This is a genomic window from Paenibacillus sp. AGC31 (assembly GCF_057334655.1).
Window position 1 is genome coordinate 80296 of the sequence record NZ_JBHFJH010000047.1, and the last position, 14459, is coordinate 94754.

8 protein-coding genes are annotated in these 14459 nt (G+C 49.5%); all 8 read right to left on the reverse strand.

Annotated elements, in window-relative coordinates:
• Positions 1-76: 76 nt before the first annotated feature.
• Complete coding sequence (locus ACE04G_RS28185) at positions 77-2254, reverse strand: glycoside hydrolase family 88/105 protein (protein ID WP_486095281.1); 2178 nt, start codon at positions 2252-2254, stop codon at positions 77-79.
• 57 nt (positions 2255-2311) lie between these two features.
• Positions 2312-3133 (reverse strand): polysaccharide deacetylase family protein, encoded by an 822-nt coding sequence (locus ACE04G_RS28190; protein WP_221820890.1) that lies wholly within the window; start codon positions 3131-3133, stop codon positions 2312-2314.
• Between the two features lie 32 nt (positions 3134-3165).
• The gene (locus ACE04G_RS28195) at positions 3166-4782 is read right to left on the reverse strand and encodes a glycoside hydrolase family 43 protein (protein ID WP_449004634.1); all 1617 of its coding nucleotides are present in this window, start codon (positions 4780-4782) and stop codon (positions 3166-3168) included.
• A 12-nt stretch (positions 4783-4794) separates the two neighbouring features.
• The gene (locus tag ACE04G_RS28200) at positions 4795-8148 is read right to left on the reverse strand and encodes a glycosyl hydrolase (protein WP_221820892.1); all 3354 of its coding nucleotides are present in this window, start codon (positions 8146-8148) and stop codon (positions 4795-4797) included.
• A 129-nt stretch (positions 8149-8277) separates the two neighbouring features.
• Complete coding sequence (locus ACE04G_RS28205) at positions 8278-9783, reverse strand: extracellular solute-binding protein (RefSeq protein WP_221820893.1); 1506 nt, start codon at positions 9781-9783, stop codon at positions 8278-8280.
• Between the two features lie 18 nt (positions 9784-9801).
• Positions 9802-10689: a carbohydrate ABC transporter permease gene (locus ACE04G_RS28210; protein WP_449004633.1), complete on the reverse strand. Its 888-nt coding sequence runs from the start codon at positions 10687-10689 to the stop codon at positions 9802-9804.
• A gap of 12 nt (positions 10690-10701) precedes the next feature.
• Positions 10702-11631: an ABC transporter permease gene (locus ACE04G_RS28215; protein WP_486095315.1), complete on the reverse strand. Its 930-nt coding sequence runs from the start codon at positions 11629-11631 to the stop codon at positions 10702-10704.
• Positions 11632-11963: 332 nt separating this feature from the next.
• Positions 11964-14369: an AraC family transcriptional regulator gene (locus tag ACE04G_RS28220; RefSeq protein ID WP_449004632.1), complete on the reverse strand. Its 2406-nt coding sequence runs from the start codon at positions 14367-14369 to the stop codon at positions 11964-11966.
• Between the last annotated feature and the right edge of the window lie 90 nt (positions 14370-14459).

Sequence of the window (14459 nt, forward strand, 5' to 3'; positions counted from 1 at the left end):
CCTTGGGGCTTTGCCGCTTTTTCAGCTCGTACCTATTGAAGGCCATCCGCAAATATACGTTCCGTTACGTCAAGCACTAGCGCTGCGCAGCCGTAACCGAAGAATCGATAGACACCTTGGAGAGCTGCTGGTTCATTTTATACACTTCAATGCCTGCCAAGAGCACAATGCCGATCCCATGGGTATCATTCAGATTCCATCCCAGATCATCGCGATAATACAAGGCGGTAAACGAGTAACCGGAACCGCGGCATACCCCGTATATATTGCCTTTATAGTCAATCGACAAGCGCGTCATGCCTTCCCATCCTTTGCGTACGGCCTCCAGATAAGGCTCCGGTTGTTCTAGCCACCCTTCCCGAATTCCACGGGCATAGGCGTAGATGAACATCGATGTACAGGAGGTCTCTTCATACGAATCCGAGCGGTTTAACACCTGATGCCATAGTCCATTTTCCCCTTGCAGCGCCAAATAACCTTGACTTAAATCACGATAGAAACATAACAGTTCCGGCCGTTTCACATGATCATGCGGCAGAATGGACAACAGTTCGGTTAAGGAGAATAGCACCCAGCCGTTACCCCGTCCCCACGGAATACCTGTCGCCCGACCACGCACAAAATCATACACATGGGACATGATCTGTTGTTCGGGAAGGTAGAGATACTTACGGAACATCAGGAACTGATTGACCGCATCATCCCAATACGTCGCATCACCTGTCAACTGACCATAACGCATCAGAAAAGGTGTACTCATGTACAAGTCATCACACCACATCGTCTCCTGACGCATCTCCCCACTGCCTCGTACCCGGTAAAAGGCGCCATCCTCCAGACGTTCCTGCTCATCCGTAATGTAGCCCGCAATTCGATCCGCGGTATCTCTTCCCCCACGAATATCGCCGAATTCCATCGCAGCAAGCAACGTAGATCCGAACGAACCGCAATCATCCAGACTGTCGATGGCAGACAGCTGATTATTGATTCCTGCCGCACCGTACCCTTCCCGATCCCACAGACCATAGCGGTCAAATGAAGTGCTCAGTTCAATATGTTGCCGCACATACTGAATGTAATCATCACGTCCCAATTCCTGTCCCGTTTGGAGAAGTCCAAGCAGGGTGACGCCTAGCGGATAATTCCACTTTCCGTAATGTGTGTTCTCCAGATAGGGACGAACATGCGTATCGGGAAGATCTACTCGCCAATACACACCTTGTGCGCCATCATCAAATACGGTATCTGTTCGCACGATGTCGGCGTAGGATGGCTCAGCGCCGAGAGCAAACACACCTGTGTACAGCCAGGGGTCCGTGCATCCCGCAACCGGATGAGGAGGTTTCAGTCTCCAGCCTGTGGAACCCGAACGCTCGGCATCTTCCAAAGTGAATCCCCAGGAGCCACCAAGTGCTTGAATTTCACCTTTTGCGACCAAATCCGAGGAACCGTAACGTCGCGGGAGTTCAACGTGAAAGTTACCGCTACTTCCAGCAGAGTATATTTCCGTGCCATCCACATTCAAGGTCAAAGCACCATCATGACGGCCTTTTAAAATAACTGGCTTTGATCCTGGCAAGGTTACATCCAGTTTGGACCACGCATAGGCAACAGCCGGTTGTTCCGTACCAAAGATTCGAGCAAATGAACCTGCGCTCTGCTCCTCATCTGTCCAGCCCCTGCGCGGATACCAGGTAAGACCCGTTTCTTCTTCCGTCATGCCGTCACAAGGAAGTGATAATACAGGTTCATCGACGGGTTCCGAATATAACCAGCCTTCCTGACCCTGACGATCTGCCCCAGGAGTGAGGAAGTGCAGCGGGAAATTTTTGAACGAGGCTGTTCCATAGATACCGCCGAATCCCACTTCTGTTTTGACAAAACACAGTAACACATCATTCCAGCCATAGTTAATGGAAATCGGAATCTGGGTTCTTCGCTCAGGGAATAATTCCTGCAACAACTCAGACTTGAATACCTCTTCGCCGTTCACATAGATTGTCACCGGACTATAACAGTTCAGGCCCGTATTTAACGTTGCATTCTGCTCGCTCCATAACTTGCCCCATACATACACGTATTGCCCTGCATGCGCCTCTACGCATTTCTCATTCAGATTCAGGTCGTAGCGATAATCGCCAAGCCTGCGAAAACCTCCCTGATGATAGGCTCTGAGCAAAAATGAATGTTTCGGATGATCGCCAATATAACGCTGAGCCACCGTAGTCAATATATCCGGAATTGAATCGTACACCTTGCCTGCAATCGCCTCGTTCTCATGAAAATAACGAATGATCGTCAGCTCCCTTCCTTATATCTTGATTCGTTCGCTTAGCCGCAATGTCTCTCCGCCCTGCACTTCAACAACCTGCTGATCTGCCGTGAACCAAACCGGGATGGCAGACGGATTATGGATGATGGATCGATCAGCCGAACACTCGAGTCGTTGTACCGCTTTCCAATAGGCAATCACTTCGATGTTCGTGGCATACCAGATATCGTCCCTGCCGCCAATCTGCTCACCGAACTGTTCGATGATCTCCCAATTGTCGTTGTCATTGAACTCATAACTGTGACCCCAGACGTAGAGTAATAGTGGCGTACCTGTTTTGGAATGTTGGATAAAACGTTTGGCATGCCCCGCCAGATCATGGTTATGATGACACGTCGGATGCCATTCAAGCGGGCGCTCTGGCAACGTGTATCTGCCATGTGATTCAACGGTACGGGCATAATCAATGCCAAGCCACTCCAGCTTCGAACTTAACGCACGGTCGTACCCTCCATTGGGATAAGCCATACCTCGTACGGGATAACCGACACGCTTCTCGAGTGCTTTTCGGTCCTCAATAATCTCTTCGGTCAGCAGTTCATTCGGAACATAAGGCAGTGTAGGATGAGTAACGGTGTGAACAGCTACTTCATGTCCAGCGTACAGTTCCGCGACTTCCCCCGGCTCGATGCGGCCTGGATTGCCCAGGGTACCGGAGTTCAGATTAAAGGTTCCCCGTAGGCCATACCGATTACAGATATCCACCAGTCTGCGATCATGCACCACTCCATCGTCATAGCTGAGCGTTAACGCTTTCATCACACCACCTGGATAGCGGTCAAACTGAATACGATGTCCCATCTTGCTCCTCCTTCTGCTTCTTTTCCTGCTCCCTATTTCTGAATTTCCTTCACATTAAAATAGTGAAAAACACCCTGACCTCCACGATTCGCAAACCGTGTGTTTACAGCATAGATACCCATCTTCGCTCCAACCCAAAGGGCTGTTGTTGCGCTAAACGGTGTACCCATCGTCTGAAACTCAGCTCCGTCCGCACTCCAACTAAACTGGCACAAAGCAGGTTCTGTCAGGGTAAGCCGAAGATGAATGGTCCAGCCGGTTGCCTGCGAACCCTGGCCCTCCCAGTCCAGTCCCGTTTCCTCCCATTCTTCGGCATGCAGATGGCTGTCTTCGCGTTTGGCTCCGCGAATCAGCGATAACCGAATGGTTCCGTCTTCTGTCTGTAACAGGCACAGGCTTGCATACGAATCACCAAACATGATGAGACCTGACTGATCCCCTTCCTGTCCAGGCAGGAACGTGAGCCGGGTTGTCGCTTCAAATTCAGAGGCAGGCAGCTTCTGCAAGAGAAGATGAGGTGTACCAAACAAAGACTGAACGCCCTCCGGGTATGGATGACCACGCAATACGATCCCGCTTTCTGTACCTGCCTCAGCCCATTCAGGACGGGAGTTCGCCTGCCATTGCCACTGCAGCCCCAGACGATCAGCCTGAAAATTATCGGATACCTCAGGTACAGTGATCGGATACGCTGCTCCTACATCTGGTTTGATGTGCACATCAACAGGTTCCCCTGTTCCCGTTCCCTCAGAGTCAATTCCAATGACAGGCCAGCTGTCTTCCGTCCACGTCATCGGCTGTAGATGAACAATTCGGCCATACGCATCCCGATCCTGAAAATGAATAAACCAGGACTGCCCCGATTCCAGCTCCACATATCCTCCCTGATGAGGCCCATTCACAGAGGAAGATCCCTGATGCATCACAATTCGATCCTCATATGGCCCAAATACCTGTTGGGAACGCAAAACCGTCTGCCACCCCGGCTTTACACCACCAGCCGGAGCAAAGATATAATAATACCCATTGCGCTTGTAGAACTTAGGTCCTTCAATGGTCGGATGATGTTCGGTCCCATCGAAGACGATCATGCCTTCGTCCAGAAGCTTCCTGCCATTCGTAGCCATCCGGCACACTTGGATTTTGCTCTTGATTCCACTGCGACTATGGACAAAAGCATGCACAAGATAGGCTTGGCCATCCTCATCCCATAAGGGACAAGGGTCGATCCAGCCCTTCACTTCATGAACCAGATGCAGCGGTGACCACTCGGCTTCAGGGTGATCCGCCGTAGTCATGAAGATGCCCTCATCCGGTGTGCTGAAGAAAATCCAATACTTTCCGTCATGATACCGAATGCTGGGTGCCCATACGCCTTTGCCATGAAGAGGTACATCGTATCCTGGCAGTTCAAGCCGTTCTATGGCATATCGGACAAGTTTCCAATTCACCAGATCCTTCGAATGTAGAATAGGTAGGCCCGGTGTATGCGAGAAACTGGAGGCCGTCATATAGAAGTCATCTCCTACACGAATCACATCCGGGTCCGAATAATCTGCATGCAGAATCGGATTGCGGTATGTACCGTCACCCTGATCTGCGACCCAGACCGGGTCCAGTCTTTGTTGGTCAGATTGAGCTGTATTCATACTTCCACTCCTTCATCTGAATTCTTCAACAGGTACATGACCTGCATCCTGTAATCGATGATGTTCCGAATCAAAATACGTACCTTCCAGCAGGCCGATCAATGTGTTGGTAATCCGCACTTCAATGTCGTTGTCTCCCAGACGCAACCAGGAGGGCTCTCCCTTCCAGCGATACGGAGACCAGCATCTTACACCCAGGCTATGTCCGTTTACCCGCACTTCCACCACATCCTGCACACGCCAATCGCCAAATTCCAGTTCAAACGAGGCAACACCTTCCTCTGGTTCATCCAGCCAGAACGTGCGTTTATAACTCATTTCCCCGGCATAATGGGGATACAGAGGCTGAGGTTCAGGCCCGATACGAAGGGCCGTATCCGACTCTCGCACAAGCGAAACCATGCCTTCATGATGGAATTCCACACCGAATCTTCCCTGTAGATACAAGGGATCCACGATGCCATCCTCATCTTTCGTCACCTGCACAATCACCGTCATTTCGTTGAGACCGCTGTGCAGCAACTCCGTGATATCACAAGCGATGTTATTGTGGTCGGTTATTTCGATTGGATCGAATTGTTCTTTTTCAAGCAAATGCCCATTAATCTCCATCGACCAAATGCCTGAGATCGCCGCTCTGTCCATGAATAGAAGGCATGCAGGCAATACCGTTCTCAGCTCAAATGTGGTCGTATATCGGCATTCGATGGGATAGGCTACGGATGCTTTCTTGGGTGTGCCAAATACCTGATTAAACTGGACTGGCAGATGCTGCTGCTCCGATAATTCTGCCGCCTGATCAATAAACGGTTTTACAGCTACATGCTGACTCTCCAGAATCACTCCATTAGCATTGGAAGCCTGAAGATGGAATTGTCCCATTCGCAAAATGTTAGACTGCACCGTTTCCAGTCGCCATGGCCCTTCCGAAGGAACTTTGATCTTACAGGCTTGATTCGCCCCTGCCGAAACATCCGCTCTGAACGTCGAACCCGTTTTGTCTGCTACATCCACCTTCGTTGGTACTGCCTCTTTCTTCGCAGCTTGTAAAGTAAGGCGTACAGCATGCGCTTCATAAGGCGCCAGCGTTAGTGAAATGCACCATTCCCCGCCACTGCTCGTATACGGTAATGCCTGAAGCTGCCCTGTCTCCAGATCGAGTCGTTCTGCCACGAGACAAGTGTTCTCTGTCAGCTCCGTTCCATCCCACAGCTGTCTGGCGACCAGCTTTAATTGGCCCTTTAGGTCCTGCCCCTCCTGATTGGTCAAAAAAACCATACGCTCCCCATCGGACAATTGACGGGTGTGCATCAGCAGGGATGCACTTTCTTCCTCCATGATCCAGCAGATGGGTTCCGGCAATACCTGATCGAGCAGGAGGGAGATTAGCTCCAGCGAAAAGTCATCTCCCTGCCCCGTTCCTGCGGGTAGAAAATAGGCATTCCCCTCACCCTGATGCCACATGGTTTCACGGTTATCATGATCTGTTGACCCGCTACGGCCCCAGTACACCTCTTGCGGCTGCTCGCCTGCACCAAAGAACTGGGCAGCTTCATCCCCCTCCGGACTTCCCGGCTGGATCGCAATATACGGAGGCATCCCAACAGAGATGACAGTTCCTCCCTGCCGAACAAATCGCTTCACCTGTTCCCAGGCCGCGGCCTCCAGATTCAGCATCGGTGGCAGAATCAGTACGTCATAACGGGCAACGCCGATCTGAATGATGCCATCCGTTAAGTCAGCTTCAGCCAACAATTCGGGGTCAAGGTGATCATAGTCACGTCTGTTTTCGAGCAGATGTGTCGTAATCCTCATCCAGTCCTTCGTTAGACGATCCAATTGTCCCCGTTCTGCTTCGTCTTCGCCGCTATATTCAAATCCATGCAGCGGATTACCCATCAGACTCCAGAATGTCGTCGTTGGGTCAAGCACGGCAATACGAATGTCTGCTGCTCCGGTGCTCATGAGATAGCTCAAACGTCCGGTGTAATCCCCCAACTGCCCGAAATGCTTCCAATAGGGATTCTGCAAAAATTGAGATGGCGGTGCATCATGCTTTGCCAGCCCACCAATCGTATAGAAAAAGGCGTGAAAGTTATAAAAATTGGTACCCATGGCGGCCATTCGATCGATCATCCACTTGGCATCCTGTAGCGTCATCGACCAGCCCACACTGTGAAAACATTCAATCAGATTGCGGCTTCGGCCCAATTGCCGGGCAAGCGAACTGACCATCTTGGGATTGTCACGCATCTTTTGACCGTATCGTTCCAGAATCCACGATAAGGATCGTCCGATTTTCTCATGTGCCGAATCCCCCCCTGGCATATGGCTGAACAACTGGGTCGTCATCCGTACGCCAGGCACTTCAGCCGCATATTGGATTCCTGCTTCCTCACACCAATCATGCACCTGTTTGTGATAGGACTCCCGGAGAAGCAGGTGCAGCGACTGGTAATAGTCATACCGAATTCGATGCGCGTCCGGAACATCACCATACAGCAGGGCCGGTAGCGAATCGATCAGACTATAACCACAACGCTCATTGAAATAACGGGGAAGCTGTCGTGACCAGGGGATACGGCCCAGCGGTGCGATCTCATCCGAAAACATACCTTTGATTACGCTTTCAAATCGATCTCCAACCGCTGACTTATAACGCTCATGTGTCAGTTCAATAAAACGGCTCATCGCTTCCTTGTGGCAAGGATCAACAAAGTTGCCGTAATATTTGAAATCATCGATCTCTTTTTCCTGAAATATAATCAACTCCCAATCACCTGCCGGAACTTCCCACAACATATGGAACGCTGTGCGATAGGTGAAGAAACGCTTACGATTATACGAAGTGAGTCCGGTCTCCTGATAGACTTGATCGGTCTGGATATTGCCGATTTTACTGCGCAAGTCAATGGATTCATGCCATAACCGTTTGCCCTGCGCATCCTTGGGAATCGCCTTGGCAACCAACACTCGTCCCCATGGCAACTGCAGATCCACAGCTTCTCCACCCTGAACCACCAGTTGATGATGCACGAGCTGTCGCTGCTTCGCTTCAGGGAAATCAAGGGTCACTTCTCCGCCAGCCATCCCGCTTGGATATGGATATTCGTCATATAACCATACCTGCATGCCGTGAGCAGCCGCCGCTTCCACTGCAATCCGCACCTTATCAAACCATGCTTCAGAGAGATAGGGAATCTGTAGTCCCTGACGCGGACAGATGAAGAATCCGCCTACACCTTGCGTGGCCATCTCAGCCACCTGCCGCTTAACCTGCTCTTCTTCCATATCCCCGTTCCAGAACCAAAAGGGATGGACCCTGTACTGCGCCTCGGGATTTTCAAAAGCATCCCCGTTCCACATATTGCCTTCCTCCCTGCATGTTCAAGAGTGGTCGTTTAACTTTACCAATAACGTTCATTTCAGTTCATATAGGTTTGTTTCGTTATGATTATACATCAAAAACCATATTCAGGAAGTCATAATTTCCAACTACTTCAGTGCTGCGTACAGTTCATTGACTTCTTTCACATAATCGTCTCCGCCGTTGTTCTTCCACAGAGCAACAGCATCTTCAAATCCTTTCTCATCAATCTGACCTACGATATATTTGATTCGTGCATCGTTAATGATATTGTCCAGCTGCGGTCCTTTCTGAGCATAAACATCAGAGATCAGCGGTTCGCCAGGATTGGCGATGACAATCTCTTCGTTGGCTTTCTGCACTTGTGCAACCTTTTCACGGACAGGTGTCTGTTGTACACGAAGCGTTCTGTCTTCCGGCACAAACATCAAAATCTGATTTAAGCCCTGCAGGTCGCGGAGCGCAAGCTTGTCAGTGCTCGGTACGATGTAGTCTTCTTTTTTCTCGTATTGCTTACCTTCCAGTCCGTTGTACAACAATGCCTGCAATTCCGGTTCATTCAGCTGATCCAGGAAGCTCAGTACCTTCTTTAGGTCTTCTTCCGTTTTGACACTGCTTTTGGAGATCGCAATCAGGCCGGAGTAGCCAGACGTTGGCATATCACGCAATCCCTTTGGACCTTCCATCGCTTGCAGCACGTCTACACGTCCTGTCGCATTTGGGTCTTTATCGAGTATTTTCTGATCCATGCGCTGGGCATTATCTGCTACATCCACCATGACACCGGCTTGCCCATTCACAAATGGATCAGGCAGTTTGGTCGCATCCATCACGGCAAAGTCCTTGTTGACCAGACCCTCACTATAAATTTGACGGAAAAATTTCAGGGCTTCCATGTATTCTGGTGTCTCATGCGCCGGGATCAGGCCTCCACTGCCATCATCTCCCCATTTGTTCGGTGCACCGAACCATACCTGCATGTTATCCCACGGGCCTGTGAATTTGCTGGCAACCAGACCATAGGTATCATCCTTGCCGTTACCGTCTGGATCATCCTTCGTGAACGCTTTCAATACATTGTAAAATTCGTCAATCGTCTTTGGCTCTTCCAGCCCCAACTTCTCCAGCCAATCTTTGCGGATTGTGACCCCATTACGTCCTAAGGCGCGTGCCCGATAGATCCCATAGGTTTTGCCATCGATTGACGCATTGTTGGTGATGATCTCATTCATTTGACTCAGATTCGGATAGTCTTTCAGATAAGGACCAAGCTCCCAGAATGCTCCGGTTCGTGCCGCATTAATGAAACTTGGGGACTTCCCTAACACCACCATAATCTGAGGCAGCTTTCCCGAGGCCAGTGTAATGTTGAATTTGTCTTCGTACGAGCTGCTCGGCACCCATTGCAGATTCACATCCACCTTGGTCAATTCCTCAAGCTTCTGGATGACTGGGCTATTCTCCGGCGGATTCTCCGCTTCAAAGTTCGGCAGCATGATTGTAATCTGATCAGTGCCACCCGCAGCGGTTCCTGAACCTTCTTTGTCGGTGGAGCATGCGCCCAGAATTGTACTTAGTACCAGTGAAGCAGAGAGTAGCAGTGCACCTTTTTTGAATCCCGTCTTTTGTCCCATACGTTCTCCCCCTTGGCTTTAGCCTTTGATTGAACCTAACATGACACCTTTGGCAAAATGCTTCTGCAAAAACGGATACACCAGCAAAATCGGAATGGTACCTACAACGATCACCGCCATTTTGATCGACTGCTCTGGTGGCTGTACAAAATTGGGGTCCATGTTCGCCATATCTCCGACACTGGCTTGCGAGAGTAACACGATCTGTCTCAGCATGACTTGTAACGGCCATTTGTCACTGTCGGAAATGTACAGAAGTGCCGAGAAAAAATTGTTCCAGTGGCCTACGGCGTAGAACAGGGCAAACGTGGCAATGACCGGTTTGGATAAAGGTAGAACGATTCGCCACAGCACGCCTAGATCCGAACAGCCGTCGATGCGGGCCGCTTCCTCCAGCCCGGGCGGCATTTGCTGAAAAAAGTTTTTGACAACTATTAAGTTAAAAGCGCTGATCGCGCCAGGAAGCATAAGGGCCCAGTAGGAATCAAGCAGTCCCAGTCCACGAATGACGAGATACGTCGGGATCATGCCACCGCCGAATAACATCGAGAGAATCACCATGTTCATCATGACGTTACGGCCCCAGAAGTCACTTCTGGATAGTGGATAGGCCATCGTTAGGGTGAAGAACAGATTGACCAGTGTACCTGCCACCGTGATGAAAATGGAAACACCAATGCTGCGGAAGATCGTGGACGAGGAGAAAATATACTCATATGCACTGAAGGAAAACACCTTCGGAATGAGGAAAAAACTGCGTTCGGTGATCTCGGCTTCCGTTGCGAAAGAATTCCCTATAATATACAGGAAAGGAAGGACGGTTAATATGCCCAGAATCCCCAGCATGACGTAATTGAAGATATCAAATACCTTGCCGGCAGGGCTGTTGTATAGACGGCTGTTCATGGGCGCTCCTCCTTAATAAATTCCGGGGTGACCGAATTTTTTCGCAAGTTTATTACTGCCAAGCACCAGGATAATCCCCACCACAGACTTGAATAGTCCAACAGCAGTACTGTAACTGAATGCACCTTGCGTAATCCCCACCGTGTACACATACGTATCAAACACATCTGCGACATCCCGGTTGAGGGAGTTGGTCATCAGATAAATCTGCTCAAATCCGGTATCGAGGAAGTTCCCCAATCGGAGAATAAGCAAAATGACTATGGTCGTACGAATCGCTGGAAGCGTAATATGCCACATCCGCCGTAATCGTCCTGCGCCATCCACAATGGAGGCTTCATATTGTTCCGTATCGACACCTGCGAGGGCCGCCAGGAAGATAATTGTGCCCCATCCCATCTCTTTCCACATCATCTGCACAATAATGAGCGGACGGAACGAACCTGGACTGGAGAGCACATCAATGGGCTTGCCCGTAATCCATGCGATCAGATCGTATAACACTCCGCCTTGCGGGGTCAGGAACACATACGTGATACTGGCGATAATAACCATGGATACAAAATGGGGTACGTAGACCAGCGTTTGAATCGTTATTTTTAAAAACGCGACCCGAATTTCATTTAATAATAAGGCGATAATGATCGGTGCCGGGAAAAAGAAGATGAGATCATACAGGGCAAGGACCAGCGTATTACGTAATAGTCGGAAGAAGTCCGGATTGGAGAAGAAGTTCGTAAAATTCTCCAGCCCCACCCAATTGCTCTCACGGATACCCAGGAAAGGCTGATAGTCCTGAAAAGCAATGACGATCCCCCACATGGGCAAGTATTTAAAGATCACAAAGTACAAAAAGCCGGGAAGCACAAGCACATATAACCATTTGTTTCGTTTAATCTGCCTTTTCCAATTGGACTCCTGTTTTAATGGTCTTGTTGTCATATCCGCTTGAGCAGTTGCAGTGGCGTTGGTATTCCAGTCCGTCTTCCCGTTCATCATGTCTCCCCTCCCTCAACTATGTAAGCGTTATCAATTAACCTGATACTCAGCCTATACAGCCGATCTTTTTCCGGCAACCTTCATTTTTTGCATTGCTACGACATGATGGCCGAAAAGCCCGCTATAACGCCATTTTCACAAGAAACTGAACATAACGTAGCAGGTAGAATTGCACATTTTTGCGGGTTTATCCTTCTTTGTATCACGGTAAAAAAAGAAACAACCGGCATCCGCTAAAGCTGAATGCCGGGCTGAAATGACAAAGATTTAAAAGGTTATTGTCCAAACCATTGATCGCGATACTGACTCGGGGTAACTCCCTCCTGTTTCTTGAAGATCCGATTAAAATAACTATGCTGATATCCCACAGCCGCCGCAACATCATTGATTTTCATCGTTGTCTCCCGTAACAATTGCTTCGCCGCATCCATTCTCACACGTGTCAGATAATCAATAAAATTGATGCCCGATACCTGTTTGAAAGCCTTACTCAGTGCATAGGGTGTCATCTGCTCCTCGTCAGCACAGTTTTCCAGCGAAATGTCGCTGCGGTAATGTGTATCGATATACAACATCGTTCGTTCCACCACCAGCTTCAGCGGTTCCTGCGATCGGACTTCAACCTCTTGTATATACGGTATGAACACCTCATTCATCATCCATTGCCTCATCTGTACAGGTTCACGAATACCGGATAGTTGCTCATACATGTTGTAACCACCAAACAGCTTATAAGGTGTGACCCCCGTTTGCAGCATCATGTGCTGAATGCTACCGAGCAATTGAAGCATCATCTGTTGCACCTGAAATTCGGTACTACCCATCCGCGTAATTTCACTCATGAATTGTTCCAGCACACGTTCGGCTTCGGCTCGTTTGCCCAGCCTGACCGCCTGTAACAACTCCCGTTCCAGCCCAAGCGGATAGGAAGCTGCTTCATTTCTGCGGAAACACTCCTCATCCTCCAGATCGAGAATCTGACTTCCTTCCTCCACACTGCGATAAGCCACGGCCTGTTCCATCTCGACGAATCGTCCGGGCAGTTCCTGAAGTGAAGCTGCCGGGCGACTGACCATCAAGGTCACCTTCATTTTGAGCGTACGTCCAATGACTTCCACCAGTTCCTGTCCCCATAACAGCGCTTGTGACTTCACAGGTTCGTCCTGAGGAGCAATCACAAGCATGGCGGAAGACAGGTCATGAAAGTTCATGACACTGATCTGTCTGAAATAATTTTTCGCCACTTCCTGTGTAATATTCACTGCTGCAAAGGTGACTAATCCCGTGTCCTGGCTTCCAAATCTGCCTTGCAGCTGCTCGTACCCCGTAAAATACATCTGCACCAGCAGATACTGCTGACCCTCCAGCTCAAATCCGAGATGACGCATCCGCTGCTGAAGATCCTGCTCGTTATAGGCATATAGATGGCCCTGTACAAGTTGTAAGACAAAACTGTCGCGCAGATGGGGAAGCTGCTCCTGCAATTGGCGATGTGCCGTGACACTCCGGGAGGTCAGTTCGTTCCACTGTTGCTCCAGCAGCTCAAACTCGTCCAGCTTGGCATCCGTTGGTGTTGTTTCATTTCTGCCAGGCGTAAGCAGATGCAGCATCCGTGCTACAGGCGAATAGATGCGGCGGGAAGCAAACCAGGATAACAATAATCCCAGGATGAGACTGCCTGCACTGGCAATGACGATGATTTTGGATACCAGTTTTACTGGCGAAGTGACTGAGGTCAAAGGTGCTGCGGAGACGTAAGTCCAGTCTGAATCGATCCGGCTCAATGAACCGTATGAGACAGAATAGGTCTGATCCTCATATCGGAACAGGAATGAGCGGCTGCCCGCATGCATGGCTACTTCTTCTTTTAGCTGCTGCTCAAAAGCAGAAGTCTCTCCCGCCGTTCCCGGATTCCCGGTAACCAGTGTGTTTCCTTCCTGATCCATAAGGAACGTTAAACCTTCGTCATACGGAGTAAGCGTTTTCAATAAACTGGCGACTTTCTCGTTATCCAGCGTGATGATCAGTGCACCAAACGGATTAATGCTCTCCCCCGGTATCTTATGTACTAGAACAAGTGCATTGCCTGCATCCGTATGCAGTGGACTATCGTTGGTCGAAGGTTCGGTATCACTGTTGATGCTGGAAACCCAGTCTGTCCAGTACACGTGGTTCCCCATGGAAAGGTATCGGTCATAGGCTTGTACTTTCGCTTCATCGTTCAATTCGGTATAATCCCGATTAAACAAGATTGGCTTAGGTTCCTGCAAATACAGCTGTGCTGACTTGATCAATGGGTGGGAACCTTGTAATACGTATAAGGTAGTCACAATCTCCTGTGTTTCATTGAAATAATACACAAAATCCAGCGTTCGCAGTGCATTACCAAACCTCGGTTCAAAAGCCCAATGGGATAAGTTCATCTCCAGATAAGCCAGCTGGTCATCCACATTGCGTGCCCGGTTCTCGATCTGGTTCTGATGCATCTGATTGAACTCGGTTTCCATCCGGCCAACAACCTGTTGATACATGACGATACCTGTGATTAGTCCGGGAATGCTGGCAATGAGTAAAATAAGCATGAGGCTGTTTCGATAAAATCGTCCTTTATGCCTTCCAGCCTTCAAATCGGATAACCGCTTGAATCTGCCAAATATTCGATCGCTCCTAGTCGGTTCCATCGCTGCTCACCTGCCTGCTTGCATCGGGTCTGACTGTCATGGAAACTTCCTCAACTCCCCTGAGAATATATGGATGAAATCCTTTTCTTG

Excerpts from the sequence above, each read along its gene's own strand:
- ACE04G_RS28195 (WP_449004634.1), bottom strand. The coding sequence starts at position 4,782 with ATGAATACAGCTCAATCTGACCAACAAAGACTGGACCCGGTCTGGGTC.
- ACE04G_RS28190 (WP_221820890.1), bottom strand. The coding sequence starts at position 3,133 with ATGGGACATCGTATTCAGTTTGACCGCTATCCAGGTGGTGTGATGAAA.
- ACE04G_RS28210 (WP_449004633.1), bottom strand. The coding sequence starts at position 10,689 with ATGAACAGCCGTCTATACAACAGCCCTGCCGGCAAGGTATTTGATATC.
- ACE04G_RS28205 (WP_221820893.1), bottom strand. The coding sequence starts at position 9,783 with ATGGGACAAAAGACGGGATTCAAAAAAGGTGCACTGCTACTCTCTGCT.
- ACE04G_RS28200 (WP_221820892.1), bottom strand. The coding sequence starts at position 8,148 with ATGTGGAACGGGGATGCTTTTGAAAATCCCGAGGCGCAGTACAGGGTC.
- ACE04G_RS28220 (WP_449004632.1), bottom strand. The coding sequence starts at position 14,369 with ATGGAACCGACTAGGAGCGATCGAATATTTGGCAGATTCAAGCGGTTA.
- ACE04G_RS28215 (WP_486095315.1), bottom strand. The coding sequence starts at position 11,631 with ATGACAACAAGACCATTAAAACAGGAGTCCAATTGGAAAAGGCAGATT.